The sequence below is a fragment of the Rhodoglobus sp. GW821-FHT12B09 genome (genome assembly GCF_058809925.1).
On record NZ_JBXATB010000001.1, the window covers coordinates 724,893 to 741,055 of the forward strand.

17 protein-coding genes are annotated in these 16,163 nt (G+C 68.5%); 15 read left to right on the forward strand and 2 right to left on the reverse strand.

Annotated elements, in window-relative coordinates; all coding sequences use genetic code 11:
* The first annotated feature begins 5 nt into the window (after nt 1-5).
* Nucleotides 6-725: an SDR family NAD(P)-dependent oxidoreductase gene (locus AC1RTC_RS03625; RefSeq protein WP_493154086.1), complete on the forward strand. Its 720-nt coding sequence runs from the start codon at nt 6-8 to the stop codon at nt 723-725.
* Here AC1RTC_RS03625 and AC1RTC_RS03630 read toward each other — a convergent pair.
* Nucleotides 722-1,156, reverse strand: a complete 435-nt coding sequence (locus AC1RTC_RS03630) for a PaaI family thioesterase (RefSeq protein ID WP_493154087.1) — start codon at nt 1,154-1,156, stop codon at nt 722-724. The genes AC1RTC_RS03625 and AC1RTC_RS03630 overlap by 4 nt on opposite strands.
* Nucleotides 1,157-1,231: 75 nt before the next feature.
* On the opposite strand from AC1RTC_RS03630, the gene polA reads away from it, so the two are divergent.
* The 13 genes from polA (at nt 1,232) to rpsA (ending at nt 14,678) form a co-directional block, all read left to right on the forward strand.
* Nucleotides 1,232-3,889: a DNA polymerase I gene (gene polA / locus AC1RTC_RS03635; protein ID WP_493154088.1), complete on the forward strand. Its 2,658-nt coding sequence runs from the start codon at nt 1,232-1,234 to the stop codon at nt 3,887-3,889.
* Nucleotides 3,890-4,065: 176 nt separating this feature from the next.
* Nucleotides 4,066-4,827 carry a DeoR/GlpR family DNA-binding transcription regulator gene (locus AC1RTC_RS03640; RefSeq protein ID WP_493154089.1) on the forward strand — a complete coding sequence of 254 codons (762 nt, stop codon included), beginning with the start codon at nt 4,066-4,068 and terminating at the stop codon, nt 4,825-4,827.
* A 2-nt stretch (nt 4,828-4,829) separates the two neighbouring features.
* Nucleotides 4,830-5,777: a 1-phosphofructokinase gene (pfkB, locus tag AC1RTC_RS03645; protein WP_493154090.1), complete on the forward strand. Its 948-nt coding sequence runs from the start codon at nt 4,830-4,832 to the stop codon at nt 5,775-5,777.
* Between the two features lie 41 nt (nt 5,778-5,818).
* A complete protein-coding gene (locus tag AC1RTC_RS03650) occupies nt 5,819-7,048 on the forward strand; it encodes a PTS transporter subunit EIIC (RefSeq protein ID WP_493154091.1) in 1,230 nt (409 codons plus the stop codon).
* 33 nt (nt 7,049-7,081) lie between these two features.
* Nucleotides 7,082-7,390, forward strand: coding sequence for a PTS lactose transporter subunit IIB (locus AC1RTC_RS03655; RefSeq protein ID WP_493154092.1), 309 nt, complete (start codon nt 7,082-7,084; stop codon nt 7,388-7,390).
* 2 nt (nt 7,391-7,392) lie between these two features.
* The gene (locus AC1RTC_RS03660; RefSeq protein WP_493154093.1) at nt 7,393-7,854 is read left to right on the forward strand and encodes a PTS mannitol transporter subunit IIA; all 462 of its coding nucleotides are present in this window, start codon (nt 7,393-7,395) and stop codon (nt 7,852-7,854) included.
* Between the two features lie 6 nt (nt 7,855-7,860).
* Nucleotides 7,861-8,901 (forward strand): zinc-dependent dehydrogenase, encoded by a 1,041-nt coding sequence (locus AC1RTC_RS03665; protein ID WP_493154094.1) that lies wholly within the window; start codon nt 7,861-7,863, stop codon nt 8,899-8,901.
* 8 nt (nt 8,902-8,909) lie between these two features.
* Complete coding sequence (locus AC1RTC_RS03670; RefSeq protein WP_493154095.1) at nt 8,910-9,179, forward strand: HPr family phosphocarrier protein; 270 nt, start codon at nt 8,910-8,912, stop codon at nt 9,177-9,179.
* Between the two features lie 23 nt (nt 9,180-9,202).
* Nucleotides 9,203-10,876, forward strand: a complete 1,674-nt coding sequence (locus AC1RTC_RS03675) for a DUF885 domain-containing protein (RefSeq protein ID WP_493154096.1) — start codon at nt 9,203-9,205, stop codon at nt 10,874-10,876.
* On the forward strand, nt 10,873-11,493 hold the full coding sequence (locus tag AC1RTC_RS03680; RefSeq protein WP_493154097.1) for a thymidylate synthase: 621 nt from the start codon (nt 10,873-10,875) through the stop codon (nt 11,491-11,493). The genes AC1RTC_RS03675 and AC1RTC_RS03680 overlap by 4 nt, the downstream gene beginning before the upstream one ends.
* Entirely contained in the window at nt 11,490-12,089 is a 600-nt protein-coding gene (locus AC1RTC_RS03685; protein ID WP_493154098.1) for a DUF4166 domain-containing protein, read from the forward strand. Before AC1RTC_RS03680 ends, AC1RTC_RS03685 begins: the two co-directional genes overlap by 4 nt.
* Nucleotides 12,082-13,062 carry an epimerase gene (locus tag AC1RTC_RS03690; protein WP_493154099.1) on the forward strand — a complete coding sequence of 327 codons (981 nt, stop codon included), beginning with the start codon at nt 12,082-12,084 and terminating at the stop codon, nt 13,060-13,062. Before AC1RTC_RS03685 ends, AC1RTC_RS03690 begins: the two co-directional genes overlap by 8 nt.
* Nucleotides 13,063-13,208: 146 nt before the next feature.
* Nucleotides 13,209-14,678, forward strand: coding sequence for a 30S ribosomal protein S1 (rpsA, locus tag AC1RTC_RS03695; RefSeq protein ID WP_493154100.1), 1,470 nt, complete (start codon nt 13,209-13,211; stop codon nt 14,676-14,678).
* Between the two features lie 197 nt (nt 14,679-14,875).
* On the opposite strand, the gene AC1RTC_RS03700 is transcribed toward rpsA, so the two are convergent.
* Nucleotides 14,876-15,478, reverse strand: coding sequence for a DUF4126 domain-containing protein (locus AC1RTC_RS03700; RefSeq protein WP_493154101.1), 603 nt, complete (start codon nt 15,476-15,478; stop codon nt 14,876-14,878).
* Between the two features lie 51 nt (nt 15,479-15,529).
* Between AC1RTC_RS03700 and coaE the strand changes: the two genes are divergently transcribed.
* Nucleotides 15,530-16,153: a dephospho-CoA kinase gene (gene coaE, locus AC1RTC_RS03705; RefSeq protein ID WP_493154102.1), complete on the forward strand. Its 624-nt coding sequence runs from the start codon at nt 15,530-15,532 to the stop codon at nt 16,151-16,153.
* The last annotated feature ends 10 nt before the right edge of the window (nt 16,154-16,163 follow it).

A 16,163-nucleotide genomic window follows, 5' to 3' on the forward strand; every position in this document is an offset into this window, starting at 1 on the left:
TCCGGATGCCCGGCTCCGTCGTCATCACCGGCGGCGGGCGCGGCGTGGGCGCCGCCATCGCCAAGACGCTGCTCTCGCGCGGCCTCGACGTCACGGTGCTCGTGCTCGACGCGCCGGACTGGACTCACGACCGACTCACCGTGGTGATCGGCGACGCCGCCGACCCGTCTGACGTGGCCCGCGCCGCGGACGCCGCCGTGGCCGAGCAGCCCCTGGTGGGCTGGGTGAACAACGCGGCAGTGTTCGACGACGCCTTCCTGCACGAGAACCCCGAGTCGGTGCTGGAGACCATAGCCGCGAACCTCGTCCCGGCCGTGGTCGGCACGGCGGAGGCGGTGCGGCGGTTCCTCGCTGCGGGGAGCCGGGGCGCCATTGTTAACGTGTCCTCGCACCAGGCACAGCGGCCCGTGGGCGGGGCCATGGCGTACTCGGTCGCGAAGTCCGCCCTGGAAGGCCTCACGAGGGCCACCGCGGTGGACTACGCCAGCCGCGGCATCCGGGCCAATGCCGTTGCCCTGGGCTCGATCGTCACCGAGCGCTTCGACGGTGATGCGGCAGCCACCGGCGCGGCGCACCCGGCCAACCGCATGGGTCTCGCGAGCGAGGCGGCCGAGGCAGTGGCCTGGCTGCTGTCGAACCTGGCGAGCTTTGTGAACGGCGCGGTGCTGCCGGTGGACGGGGGCCGCTCCGTGTGGGGGCGCGACCCCGAGGAGAAGACCTTCTAGGTCGCCGGCCGGTCCAGCAGCATGTTGGTCATGCGCACTGTCGACAGGCGGCGGCCCTGCTCGTCGGTCATGACGATCTCGTGCGTGGCGAGGGTGCGGCCGATGTTGAGCGCGCGGCAGGTTCCCGTGACCCATCCCTCGGTCGCCGAGCGGCTGTGCGTCGCGTTGATCTCGATCCCGACCGCGTAGCGACCGGGGCCCGCGGCGATCGCGGAGGAGATCGAGCCGAGCGACTCGCCGAGCACCACGTGGGCGCCGCCGTGGAGCAGGCCGATCACCTGGCGGTTGCCCGCGACGGGCATCCGCGCCACCGAGTACTCGCCCGAGCACTCGAGGAATTCGATGCCCATCTTGACGGAGAGCTCGCCGCCGTTGGTGCTCTCGATGATCTGCCGGGTGACCGGGTCGATGTCGTCGGGAAGCTTGGTCATGGAGGCCCCTTTGCGGCGGTACGGCGGCGGTGAAGCGGCGGTTTGCGTGTCGGATGGCGCAGCTAGGCTGGGCTGGTGCCGGACTCAGAAAAGCCTACCCTCCTCGTCATCGACGGCCACTCGCTGGCCTTCCGCGCCTTCTACGCGCTGCCCGTCGACAGTTTCACCACGCGGGACGGGCAGCACACGAACGCCATCCACGGCTTCCTGTCGATGCTCATCCTTCTGCTGCAGAACGAGAAGCCGACCCACCTCGCTGTCGCTTTCGACATCTCGCGCTACTCGTTCCGCACCCGCGAGTACCCGGAGTACAAGGGCACCCGCGGTGAGACCCCCTCCGAGTTCGTGGGCCAGATCCCGCTGCTCGAGGAGGCGCTCAAGGCGATGGGGATCCAGACGCTGAGCAAGGAGGACTACGAGGCCGACGACATCCTCGCCACCCTCGCCACGCGCGGCTCCGCGGAGGGCTTCGACGTCTTGGTGGTCTCGGGCGACCGGGACGCCATCCAGATGGTGAAGCCCGGGGTGACGCTGCTCTACCCGAACGCGCGCGGAGTGTCGGAGCTCAAGCGCTACGATCGCGCCGCCGTGCTGGAGCGCTACGGCATCGAGCCGGAGCAGTACCCGGATATCGCGGCACTCGTGGGCGAGACCAGCGACAACCTCATCGGCATCGACAAAGTGGGCGAGAAGACCGCCGTCAAGTGGATCCAGCAGTACGGCTCGCTGGACGAGATCCTCGCGCACGCCGACGAGATCAAGGGCGTCGTGGGGGAGAAGCTCCGCGAGCAGCAGGACCGCGCGATCCGCAACCGCAAGCTCAACCACCTCCTCACGGACGTCGACCTGCCTGTCGGGCCGGCAGAGCTCGTGCGGCAGCCCATGGACATCGCCGCCGTTCGGGACGTGTTCGACAGGCTGCAGTTCAAGACGCTGCTCGAGCGCGTACTGAAGATCGCCGCGGCGGAGGGCGGCGCCGAGGCGATCGCCGACAGCGCTCCCGCGGCCGCGGGAATCCCCGTGATCCGCACCATGGTCGACGAGGAACTCGGCAAGTGGCTCTCGACCCAGTCCGTGAACGGCCAGAGCGCGCTCGGCCTGCGCATCGAGAGCGCGAACGGCGCGGTCACCGGGTTCGGGATCGGGGCTGCCGACGAGACCGCGTGGGTGCCGTGGGCATCCGGCCGCATGGACTACGTCGCCCTGGAGCAGTGGCTGGCCAGCGACGCGCCGAAAGTCATGACCGGGTCGAAGACACAGCTCAAGATCGCGCGCGACTCGGGGCTCGAGATCAACGGGATCGCCTACGACACGATCCTTGCGGGCTGGCTCCTGAAGCCCGGCTCGAAGTCGGAGACCCTGGAGTCGCAGGTCGAGTACTACCTCGGGGAGACGCTGCAGCAGTCAGACCCGAACCAGCTCGTCCCGGAGACGGAGCCGGCAAGCCCCGCGACGGAGGCCTGGTACTCGCTGCGCCTGGCCTCGTACCTCTCGGAGAAGCTCGACGCCGGCTCGCTCAGCGTGCTCGAGACGATCGAGATGCCCCTCGTCCCCGTGCTCGCGACCATGGAGCGCACCGGCATCACCGTGAATCGCGGCATCCTCGGCGCACTGACCGCCGACCTCGGGGCCAAGGCCGCAGATGTCGCGGAGCGCGCTTTCGCCGAGATCGGCCGCGAGATCAACCTGGGCAGCCCCAAGCAGCTCCAGGAGGTGCTGTTCGACCAGCTCGGCATGCCGAAGACCCGGTCGAACAAGACCGGCTTCTCCACCGACGCCGCGAGCCTCGCCGACCTGCAGGAGCAGAACCCTCATCCGTTCCTCGACCTGCTGCTCCAGCACCGCGACGCCACGAAGCTCATGCAGATCATTGCGAGCATCGACAAGGCCGTCGACCCGGCCGGGCGCGTTCACACCACCTACGAGCAGGCCGGCTCCGCAACGGGGCGCATCGCCTCGAACGACCCGAATCTGCAGAACGTGCCCGTGAAGACCGAGACCGGGCGGGTCATCCGCTCGGCGTTCGAGGCGGGCGAGGGCTACGAGACACTGCTGACCGCCGACTACTCGCAGATCGAGATGCGCATCATGGCGCACCTCTCGCGTGACGAGGGCCTCATCGAGGCCTTCAACGGGGGAGAGGACCTGCACCGCTTCGTCGGCGCGCGCATCTTCCACGTCGACCCCTCCGAGGTCACACCGACGATGCGCACGAAGGTCAAGGCGATGTCGTACGGCCTCGCGTACGGCCTGAGCGCCTTCGGCCTCAGCAAGCAGCTGCGCATCGAGGTGAGCGAGGCCAAGGAGCTCATGACCGACTATTTCGCGCGATTCGGCGCGGTGCGCGAGTACCTGCAGAACGTGGTCGAGCAGGCCAGGGCCGACGGGTACACGACCACGGAGTTCGGCCGGCGGCGCCCGTTCGGCGACCTCTCGTCGTCGAACCGGGTGCTTCGCGAGAACGCCGCGCGCCAGGCGCTCAACTCGCCCATTCAGGGCACGGCGGCCGACATCCTCAAGCTGGCCATGATCGGCATCGACCAGGACCTGAGCGGCATGAAGTCCCGGATGCTCCTGCAGGTGCACGACGAACTCGTGTTCGACGTGGCTCCGGACGAGCTGGATGACCTGACCGCGATCGTCCGCAGCCGCATGGCCGGCGCCGCCGACCTGAGCGTGCCGCTGGACGTGCAGATCGGCACCGGGCCGAACTGGGACGCCGCCGCCCACTGACCCGTCGCCGAAAGAGCCCCGCCGAGATCTCGGCGGGGCTCTTTCGTGTGCCGACACGCCCGAAGCTGAAAATTGGCCGTGAGTTGACAAGCGGACACAAACGGACTTACATAAACCCATAACCACATTTGGTTAGGTTGATTCGTTACCCAGCAGCCCCCAACAACGAGGTCGGATTGTACGCACCGGAGCGGCACCAGCAGATCCTGGAGACCGCGCGCGCCCAGGGCCGCGTCGATGTTGCCGGGCTGGCGCGCGACCTCTCGGTGACGCCTGAGACGGTCCGCCGCGACCTCACCGCCCTCGAGCGCCGTGGCGTCCTGCGCCGCGTGCACGGCGGGGCGATCCCGGTCGAGCGCATGGGTATCGAGCCGGGGGTCGCCGACCGCGAGGTTCACGCCGCCGGCCAGAAGGAGCGCATCGCGCGCGCCGCCCTCGAGGAGCTGCCTGACGGCGGATCCGTGATCCTCGATGCCGGCACCACGACCGTCCGGCTGGCCGAGCTTCTTCCGACGGACCGCGAGCTGACGGTCGTCACCCACTCCATCCCCGTGGCGAGCATCCTGATCTCCCGCCCGAACATCAGCCTCCACCTCCTGGGCGGCGTCGTTCGCGGGCGCACGCTCGCCGCGGTGGGTGACTGGACTCGCGCGCAGATCGCCGACGTCTTCGCGGACGTGGCCTTCATGGGCACCAACGGCATCAGCGTGGAGCGCGGCCTCACCACCCCCGACCTCGCCGAGGCGAGCGTCAAGCGCGCGCTCATCGACGCCGCGCGTCGCACGGTGGTGCTCGCGGACCACACGAAGTTCGGCCGCGAGGACTTCGCCCGCGTCGCCCCGCTGAGCGATATCGACACCGTGATCACCGACGTCGAGCTCGACGTCGAACTCGCGGAGGACATCGAGAACGCGGGCCCCAGGGTCGTGGTCGTGTGATCGTGACCATCACCCTCAACCCCAGCCTCGACCGGACTCTCGAGGTCGACTCCTTCGAGCGCGGGGCGGTGCTGCGCACCTCCGACCCCATCCTCGAGGCCGGCGGCAAGGGCGTGAACGTGACCCGCGCCCTGACGGCCAACGGCACCGAGAGCATCGCGGTGCTTCCTGTAGGCGGGAACGAGGGCGCCGAGTTGACAGGGTTGCTGGATGCCGCGGCAGTCCGCGCCCGCTATGTGCCGGTCGCCGGCCGCACGCGGTCCAACATCACGGTCTCGGAGGCCGACGGCACCATCACCAAGCTCAACGAGCCCGGATCCGCCCTCGGTCCCGACGAGCTCGCCGCCCTCACCAGCGCGGTCGGCTCCACGGTCACCGCCGGCGACTGGGTGGTCATCAGCGGAAGCGTTCCGCCCGAGTTCAGCGCAGAGCAGGTGCGGGCCCTCACGGGCAGCCTGGCCGACCGCGCGGTGAACCTCGCCATAGACACGAGCGGCGATGCGCTAGTTGCCTCGCTCGCCGCTCGGCCCCGCCTCATCAAGCCCAACCGCGCCGAGCTAGCCGAGGTCGTGGGACGGCCGCTCGACTCCATCTCCGACGTGATCGCCGCTGCGAAGGGCGTGCGGGAGCTGGGCGTGGAGATCGTGCTCGTGAGCCTCGGCTCGGATGGGGCAGTGCTCGTGGGACCCGCCGGCGTGATCGTCGGCGAGTCCCACGTGGAGCACCCGCGGAGCACGGTCGGCGCGGGGGACTGCTTCCTCGCCGGCTTCCTCTCCAAGTTCTCCGTCGATGAGACGGATGTCGATGCTGCGCTGCTCGAAGCGCTCGCCTGGGGCGCCGCCGCGGCATCCCTGCCCGGTACCGCGGTGCCGGAACCGGGCGACATCGACTACACGAACGTCCAGCTGGTGTGGCAGCCAGACCTGGATCGGCCACTTGTGGCCAGCTGATTCACCCCACCCCCGTCCAGTACGAAGGAGTACAACCAGAAATGTCTGATTACACACCAGCGGCCACCGGTACCGGTGTCCGCGCCCGCGTTCAGCGGTTCGGTGCGTTCCTCGCCGGCATGGTCATGCCGAACTTGGGAGCGTTCATCGCGTTCGGCCTCATCACCTCGCTCTTCATCCCCGACGGCTGGGTCAACAAGATCGCCGGGACGCAGACCGAGGTCAGCACCCAGATCTCGAGCGTTGTCGGGCCACTGATCGTGATCCTGATCCCGATCCTGATCGCCTTCACCGGCGGCTCCCGCGTCTACGGGCACCGCGGTGGCGTGGTCGGCGCTGTGGCCCTGATCGGTGCGATGCTCGCACCTGTCGCGCTCCAGCTGACCCCGATCTCGCTCAACGGCGAGGAGACCACCCCGCCGGCCTCGATCGCGGACATCGGTCCGACGATCCTGGCGGCGTTCGTGCTCGGCCCGTTGACGGCATGGTTGCTCAAGCTGTGGGACAACGCGATCGCGGGCAAGGTCAAGGGCGGCTTCGAGATGCTCGTCGACAACTTCGCCGCGGGCATCATCGGCGGCATCATGGCCGTGGTCGGCCTGTACATCGTCGGCCCGATCACGTTCTGGATCTCGCAGGGCCTCGGCGCACTCGCCAACGCGCTCGTCAACACGGGGCTACTTCCGCTCGTGTCGATCGTGGTGGAGCCGGCGAAGGTGCTGTTCCTCAACAACGCGATCAACCACGGCGTGTTCACGCCGCTCGGTATCGAGCAGGCTGCTGACGCCGGCAAGTCGATCTTCTTCATGATCGAATCGAACCCCGGCCCCGGCCTCGGTATCCTCACCGCGATGCTGCTGTTCGGCCCGCGCGCGATCCGCCCGACGGTTCCCGCCGCGATGGTCGTGCACTTCCTCGGAGGCATCCACGAGATCTACTTCCCGTACGTGCTCATGAAGCCGATCCTGGTCGTCGCGGCCATCGTCGGTGGCGCTGCTGGCGTGCTGTGGGAGACGATCTTCAACCTCGGCCTCGTCGGCCCGGCCTCGCCCGGCAGCATCATCGCCTGGGCTCTGGTATCCCCGCCGGACAACATCGTCCTCAACCTGATCGGCATCTTCGTCGCCGCGGCGGTCACCTTCGCGCTCGGCGCCGTCCTCCTCGGCTTCGGCCGCAAGGAGTCGGCTGTCGACTCGGAGCTCGACCTCGAGGCGGCTCGCGAGAAGAGCGCGGCGAACAAGGCCGGCTCCAAGTCGGCCGCCACGGCGTAGCCTCGAATCAGGTCCCAACAAAGGAGATAAGCAATGGCAACCATCGACGGATCCAGCATCAAGAAGCTGATCGTTGCGTGCGACGCTGGCATGGGCAGCAGTGTCATGCTCGCCAGCACGCTCAAGAAGCAACTCGCGAAGAACGGGGTGACCGTCGAGCACTCGCCGGTCGCCTCGATCCCGAGCGACGCCGATGTGGTGGTCACCCAGGCGAACCTGGCGGACCGGGCTCGGGGCGTTGTTCCCGGCGTGCCCGTCATCCCGTTCATGCTCTTTCTGGGTGACCCCGCCGTTGCGAAGCTCGTCAAGGCCATCCACAACGGCGACACGGTGGAGTTCTAACCGTGGCTGACGAGCAGAAGCCTCTCACCGAGCTCCTCGCGGAGGCGTCGATCACCCTCGACGCCTCCGCGAGCAGCCGGGATGAGGCCATCCGCCTCGCCGGTGCCGGCCTCAAAGCGGTCGGCGCTATCGACGACGCGTACATCGACGCGATGATCGATCGCGAGAACTCCGTCTCGACCTTCATGGGCGAAGGCGTTGCCATCCCGCACGGAACGCTCGCGGCGAAGGACTCCGTGAAGTCGGACGCCCTGTCGATGGTCAAGTTCCCCGCGGGCGTTGACTGGGACGGCAATGACGTGCGCATCGCCTTCGGCATTGCCGCCAAGGGCAACGGGCACATCGCCCTGCTCTCCCAGCTCGCCACGGTGCTCATGGACCCCGAGAAGGCCGAGGCCCTCCGGGACGCCACGACAGTCGAGCAGGTCTACGCGCTCCTCGAGTCCGAGGATGAGGACGAGTAACAGGCAGTGAAGGTAGCCCGTTTCTACGCCCCCGGCGACATCCGCCTCGAGGACGCCGAGGAGCCGCAGGTCTCGGCTGGCGAGGTCAAGATCCGCGTGCGCAATTGCTCGACGTGCGGCACGGATGTCAAGATCTTCCGGTCGGGGCACCCCAACATGACCCCGCCGCAGGTCATGGGGCACGAGATCGCGGGCGAGATCGTCGACGTCGGGGATGGCGTGCCGGGATGGACGACGGGCGACCGCGTGCAGGTCATCGCCGCCATCCCCGATGGCACCTGCGAGTACTGCCTCGCGGGCACGCCGGCGATCTGCGAGAACCAGCTCTCGATGGGCTACCAGTTCCCCGGCGGCTTCGCCGAGTACATGATCGTGCCGAATGAGGTGCTCCGCGTCGACGGCCTCAACCGGATTCCCGACGGGCTCGGGTTCGCCGAGGCATCCCTCGCCGAACCGCTCGCCTGTGTGCTCAACGGCCAGGAGCTCGCGCGGGTGGGGGAGGGCGACATCGTCGTCATCGTCGGCTCCGGCCCCATCGGCTGCCTGCACGTGCGGCTGGCCCGGTCGCGCGGGGCGGCGTCGATCATCCTCATCGACATCAACGGCGAGCGCCTGGCGGAGGCCGCCGCCCTCGTGAAGCCGGACCTCACCATCGTCTCCAGCGAGACGGACCCGGTCGAGGCCGTGCTCGCCGCCACGGGCGGCCGCGGCGCCGACGTGGTCATCACCGCCGCGGCATCCGGCACCGCGCAGGAGCAGGGGCTCCGGATGCTCGCCCGCCGCGGTCGCCTTAGCCTGTTCGGCGGACTCGCGAAAGACCACCCGACGATCACGGTGGATGCCAACCTCGTGCACTACCGTGAACTCACGATCGTCGGAGTGAACGGATCGAGCCCCGCCCACAACAAGCGGGCGCTCGAGCTGATAGCGTCCGGCGCAGTACCGGTTGCCGACCTCATCACCCACAGGCTTCCCCTTGACCGGCTTCTCGACGCGATCGACATCGTGGCGAGGGGCGAAGCAATCAAAGTAACAATCGAACCGTAGGAGCACTCATGGCCGAGAGAACAGTCACCGTTGCGTCCAGTGTCGGACTGCACGCCCGTCCCGCCTCGCTCTTCGCGCAGGCGGCCGCCAAGGCCGGCGTGCCCGTGCAGCTCACGTCCGCCGCGGGCAAGAGCGTCAACGCGGCGAGCATCCTCGGCGTGCTCTCGCTCGGCATCGGCCACGGCGAGGAAGTGACCCTGAGCGCGGAGGGCGACGGCGCCGACGCGGCACTCGACACCCTTGCCGACCTGCTCGGCACGGACCTCGACAAGGAGTAGGTGCCCCGGGCTACGCTCGGAGTATGACTGACACGCGCAAGCCCACGGCGATCGACGCGATCGCCGAGACCTGGGTCGAGACCATGATCGACCTCGACCCCGACACCGCCATCTGGCTCGGACTGCCGGGGCGCATCGGCGAGATCGGCGACCTGTCGCCGGCCGGCCACGATCGGTACATCGACGAGGCGAAGAAGGTGCTCGCCGCGCTCGCTGCGGCGACGCCCGTCGACGAGGTCGACGAGGTCACCAAGACCGACATCAGCTACCAGCTCGGCCTCGACGTCCAGTCCTCCGAGGCCAGGCTGAACGAGCGCGACCTGAACGTCATCGCGTCGCCCGCCCAGGGTGTGCGTGAGATCTTCGACCTCATGCCGACGGCCACCGAGAACGACTGGTCGGTCGTGGCCACCCGCCTCGGGAACGTGCCCGGCGCGATCGACGGCTACATCGAGACGCTCCGCAAGGGCATCGCCGATGGCGTGGTGCCGGCCCGCCGGCAGGTCGTCGAGGTCGCCCAGCAGGCGCGCAAGCACGGCGACCCGCTCGGCTTCTTCTTCGACTTCACGGGCGCGGCCGCGCTCGAGGGCGGCGGGGAGATCCCGGCGAGTCTCGCCTCCGACCTGAGGTCGGGCGCCGAGGCCTCCGCGGACGCGTACTCGCGTCTCGCCGAGTTCCTCGAGACGGAGCTCGCCCCGGTCGCGTCCGAGCGCGACGCCGTCGGACGCGAGCTCTACCAGCTGCACTCGAAGCACTTCCTCGGCGCCGAGATCGACCTCGACGAGACCTACGAGTGGGGCCGCGAAGAGCTCCAGCGCATGGTCGACGAGCAGACCCGCATCGCGGGGGAGATCAAGGCCGGCGCTTCCGTCGAGGAGGCCGTCGAGTTCCTGGAGAAGGACCCCGCGCGCAAGCTGCACGGCACCGACGCGCTGCAGAAGTGGATGCAGGAGACGAGCGACCGCGCCGTCGCCGAACTGAGCCGCGACCACTTCGACATCCCCGACCCGGTCAAGGCGCTGGAGTGCATGATCGCCCCCACCCAGGAGGGCGGCATCTACTACACCGGGCCGAGTGACGACTTCTCGCGCGCCGGCCGCATGTGGTGGAGCGTCCCCGAGGGCGTCACCGAGTTCGACATCTGGCGCGAGCTCACGACCGTGTACCACGAGGGCGTTCCCGGCCACCACCTGCAGATCGGCCAGGCGGTGTACAACCGCGCGACGCTCAACACATGGCGCCGCCAGCTCGGCGGCACGAGCGGCCACGCCGAGGGCTGGGCGCTCTACGCCGAGCGCCTCATGGAGGAGCTCGGCTACCTGGAGGACCCGGCAGACCGGCTCGGGATGCTCGACGGCCAGCGCATGCGCGCCGCCCGCGTCGTGCTCGACATCGGCGTGCACCTGGGCAAGCCCAACCTCGAGGGCACCGGAACCTGGGACGCGGACTACGCCCTCGAGTTCATGCGCAAGAACGTGAACATGAACGACTCCTTCATCCGCTTCGAGGTGAACCGCTACCTCGGATGGCCGGGGCAGGCCCCGTCCTACAAGGTCGGCCAGCGCATCTGGGAGCAGATCCGCGACGGCGCTCAGAAGCGCGACGGTGCGTCCTTCTCGTTCAAGGACTTCCACAAGAAGGCACTCGATCTCGGCGGGGTGGGCCTCGACACGCTCAAGACCGCACTCCTGAAGTGAGCGCGACCCTCGGCGAGGCCTGGCTCGGCATTGCCCGCCGCATCCTCGCCGAGGGGCGCCCCACGACGTACGACGGGCTGCCCATCCTCGAGATCGCCCACGCGACCCTCGTGGTCGAGCACCCTGACCCGGACGACGCGCTCATCGCCGCCCACGCGAATCCCGAGCGCCTGGCCTGGATGCGGGCGAACTTCGTCGATCGCGCTCTCGTCGCTGAGCTCGGCGACGCCAGGAGCTACGCGAGCCGCCTCTTCGACTACGCGGGCACCGGGGCCGACCAGGTCCAGTGGGTGATCGAGAGGCTCCGGGATGACCCTGCCTCGCGGTCGGCGACGATCACGACCTTCGAGCCCACCCTCGACACGACCTACATCCCGTGCGTGAGCATGCTCGACTTCTGGATACCCGAGGGCGGTGTTGATCTCGTGGTGTACGCCCACTCGATCGACTTCGGCTCGAAGGGCTACGGCAACCTCGTGCAGCTCGCGGAGCTGCAGCGCACAGTCGCGAGTGCCCTCGGGCTGCCCGTGGGCACCCTGACGTTCATCGTCAAGTCCGCTCACGTGTACGAGACCGAGTTCGACTACATGCGCGGCGTTCTCGCGACCGCCTCGTGAGCCCCTGGGAGCGGGCGCTCCGCGAGCAGGCCGCGCGGCTGGATCCGGCGCTCCGGGCGTACTTCGGGGCGATCCCGATCGGAAGCGCGGGCCGGGGCGAGGGTGTCTTCGATGTCGTCGGCACCCCGCGCCGCTGGCTGTGGCCGCTGCTCTCGCTGCTCGCGCTCGACGGGATCGTGTTCCCGGTGTGGGAGCACTCCGTTCCGTTCACCATCACGAACCGGCCCACGGGCCGGGGCACCGTGCGAGCGCGCCGGGTGTTCCACTTCGCGGGTGGAGACGCCGTGATGTCCGACGAGATCGGGATCACGTCCGCAGGTCTCACCGATCGACTGGGGGAGCACGCGCTCGTCTCCTCGACGCTGTCGGCCACCGTCGTCAACGGCCGCCTCGTCCTGCGCTCGACAGGGGCGGTTCTGAGACTCGGCCCTGTCCGCGTGCCGCTGGGAGTCCTCGCACCCCGCGTCACTCTCGTGGAGCGCACCGACGGCAGCCGGCAGCACGTGTCCCTGCGCATGAGCCTGCCCGGCGTGGGCACGATCTACGAGTACTCGGGCACTTTCACCTACCGCGTAGAGAAGGAGAACGGTGTCTGACCGCATCGTCATCGCCGGGGCATCCGGATTCATCGGCACCTACCTGGCGAAAGCCTTCAGAGCTGACGGCGCAGATGTCCGGCTGATCGGCCGTGATGGCCCGGATGCCGCGTGGGGCGACACCGCCGCGATCACGCAGCTGCTCGACGGAGCCGACCTGCTCGTCAACCTCGCGGGCAAGAGCGTGAACTGCCGCTACGGCCCCGCGAACCGCGCCGAGATCATGCGGTCGCGCATCGACACCACCCGGGAGCTGTCGGCGGCGCTCCTCGCGTGCGCGGTGCCGCCCCCGCTGTGGATCAACTCCTCGACAGCGACCATCTACCGGCACGCGGAGGACCGGCCCATGACGGAGTCGACGGGGGAGATCGGCACCGGGTTCTCCGTCGGCATCGCCACCGCCTGGGAGCGCGAGCTCGGCGCCGCGGACCTGCCCAGCACCCGCCGGGTCGCGCTGCGGATGGCCATCGTCCTGGGCGACGGCAGCGCGCTCGTCCCGCTCCTGCGCCTCGCGCGGTTCGGGCTGGGAGGGCCGCAGCTCGACGGCCCGTGGTTCCGAACGCGTGCGCGGGTCGCCGCCGGCACCTTCCACGAGTTCCGGGCGAAGTGGGGACGGCAGAAGTTCAGCTGGATCCACATCGCCGACGTGCTCGGGATCATCAGGTTCCTCCGTTCTCACGAGGAGGTCGAGGGGGTCGTGAACGCCAGCTCGCCGCATCCCGTCGACAATGTCGAGCTGATGCGCACGATCAGGAAGGCGCTCGGAGTGCCGTTCGGCCTGCCAGCGCCCCGGCCGCTGCTCGAGGTCGGCACCGCGCTGATCCGCTCGGAGACGGAGCTCGTGCTCAAGAGCCGCTGGGTAGTGCCGGAGAAGCTGCTCGCCGCGGGCTACGAGTTCGAGTATCCCGATCTCAACGTTGCCCTGCGCGAGATCGTCGCCGAACGGGCGTCCAAGGAGTCGCGCGCTTCCTAGCCCCTTTGAGTCGCGGTAGCCCGGGCTTGACAGAAGCGCTAAGCTGGAACGTCGCATTTCTGCGGCACTTCTATCCGCCTGCCTCGGGCGAACCACAGATTCTCTCGTCCCTGGCCTTACTCATGTCCATCCGGAGCAACTACTACATGACAATCGTAACGACCGACAAGGCACCCAAGCAGGTCGCCGTCAATGACATCGGATCTGCTGAAGACTTTCTCGCCGCGGTCGAAAAGACGCTGAAGTTCTTCAACGACGGAGACCTCATCGAGGGCACCGTTGTCAAGATCGACCGTGACGAGGTCCTCCTCGACGTCGGTTACAAGACCGAGGGTGTTATCCCCTCCCGCGAACTCTCCATCAAGCACGATGTGGACCCCACCGAGGTAGTCCAGGTCGGTGACACCGTCGAGGCTCTCGTTCTCCAGAAGGAGGACAAGGAGGGTCGCCTCATCCTGTCCAAGAAGCGCGCACAGTACGAGCGCGCATGGGGCGACGTCGAGAAGATCAAGGACGCCGACGGCGTCGTGACCGGCTCGGTCATCGAGGTCGTCAAGGGCGGCCTCATCGTCGACATCGGCCTGCGAGGCTTCCTGCCCGCGTCGCTCATCGAGCTTCGCCGCGTCCGCGACCTCACGCCGTACCTCGGCCAGGAGATCGAGGCCAAGATCCTCGAGCTCGACAAGAACCGCAACAACGTCGTCCTGTCGCGCCGCGCGCTCCTCGAGCAGACGCAGAGCGAGAGCCGCACTACGTTCCTCAACAACCTCGCCAAGGGCCAGGTTCGCAAGGGCGTCGTGTCGTCGATCGTCAACTTCGGTGCCTTCGTCGACCTCGGCGGTGTGGACGGCCTCGTTCACGTCTCCGAGCTGTCGTGGAAGCACATCGAGCACGCGTCCGAGGTTGTCGAGGTCGGCCAGGAGGTCACCGTCGAGATCCTCGAGGTCGACCTCGAGCGCGAGCGCGTGTCGCTCTCCCTCAAGGCCACCCAGGAAGACCCGTGGCAGGTGTTCGCCCGCACGCACGCTATCGGCCAGGTTGCTCCCGGAAAGGTCACGAAGCTCGTCCCCTTCGGCGCGTTCGTCCGCGTTGCCGAGGGCATCGAGGGCCTCGTGCACATCTCGGAGCTGTCGGGCAAGCACGTCGAGCTCGCCGAGCAGGTTGTCTCGGTCGGCGACGAGGTGTTCGTCAAGGTCATCGACATCGACCTCGAGCGTCGCCGCATCAGCCTCTCGCTGAAGCAGGCGAACGAGGGCGTCGACCCCGAGGGCACCGAGTTCGACCCGGCACTCTACGGAATGCTCACCGAGTACGACGAGCAGGGCAACTACAAGTACCCTGACGGCTTCGACCCGGAGACCAACGAGTGGAAGGAAGGCTTCGAGACCCAGCGCGAGAAGTGGGAGCAGGACTACGCTGCCGCCCAGGCCCGCTGGGAGCAGCACAAGAAGCAGGTCGCGGCCGCAGCCCTGCAGGAGGACGTCATCTCCTCCAGCAGCTCCGTCCCGGCTGGCGCGTCCTCTTTCTCGAGCGATGAGGCCCCCGCCAGCGGCGGCACCCTCGCCGACGACGAGTCGCTCGCTGCGCTTCGCGAGAAGCTGTCGAACAACTCCTAGGCTGAACTAGTCAGCAACGAACGGCCGGTCCTCTTCGGAGGGCCGGCCGTTCGTCGTTTCCGCTGCGCGCCGAAAACGCAGGAGATCAGTCACGTGAGCCGCGGCATCCCGATATTCGGGCCGCTAAATTGCCCAATGTCCTGCGTTTTCGTCGCGTTCGGAGCCGATTCGCGGCCGAGGACCGGGGTCTCCCGCGCCTAGGTGGTGACTTCGGCGCCGCTGCGCCGCCCGCGCCGGAACCGCCGGAAGAGCAGGACGAACCCCACGATCACGCCCCCGATCGCGATGATCACCAGCACGGGCAGCAGCAGGGCGAGCACGCTCAGGATGACGCTGCCGAAGTCCTCGGCGGTGCTGACGACAGGGGTCGCAGTGCCGACCGTGGCGACGTTGAGCGCCGGACGGGACACGGCCTTGCCGATGTGGGTGGCGAGCGCGAGAAGGATGCCGACGGCGATGGGCACCCACGCGTTCGAGGTGAAGAACTGCGCGGGGTCGGAGACCACCGCGGTGCCGGAGCTCGATCCCGTGCCGAACGCGATGCCGCCGGCGACGGGGCGGACGAAGAGCTGGATCCAGTCGTTGATCGAATCGACCACCGGGATCTTGTCGGCGACGATCTCGATGACGAGCAGCACGCCCAGTATCCCCAGCACCCACGGGTTCGAGAGCCACTGCCACTGGGCGGGCAGGTCGACGAAGTCGAGGAACCGGCCGGCGAGCCCGAGGACGAGCAGCGGGATGTAGGCGTTGAGGCCGGCCGCAACAGCGAGCCCGGCGCCGGTGAGCACCTCGAACATGCGGCATCCTCTCGTTCACGCCCTCGTTCACGCCGAGGCTAGCATTACGGGATGTACCTGATCGCCCTCACCGGTGGTATCGCGTCCGGCAAGTCCGTGGTCGCCGAGCGCCTTGCGAGTCACGGCGCAGTCGTGGTCGATGCGGACGTGCTCGCCCGCCGCGTCGTGGAGCCGGGCACCCCCGGCCTCGCCCGGATCGCGGAGGAGTTCCCCGGCGTGATCACGCCCGAAGGCACTCTCGATCGCGCGGCGCTCGGCGCGATCATCTTCAGCGACCCGGAGCGGCGCGAGGCGCTCAACGCCATCACCCATCCCGAGATCCAGCGCCTCGGCAACCGGCTGTTCGCCGACGCCGACGCCGCGGACCCCCACGCCGTGGGCGTCTACGACGTGCCGCTCCTCGTCGAGGCGGTGCACGAGCGGCCGCGCAAGTACGACCTCGTGGTCGTCGTCCACGCCGACACGGCCGTGCGTCTGAACCGCATGATGGAACTGCGCGGGATGACCCGGGAAGAGGCTACCCACCGGCTCAACTCGCAGGCCTCCGACGCGGAGAGGCTCGCGATCGCGGACATCGTGATCGACAGCAACGGGACCCTCGAGCACACCCTCGAGCAGGCGGACGAGCTCTGGGAGATGGCGGCCGCGTCCGCTCATAGCGCACAGGCCCTCTAGCGTCGGTGGC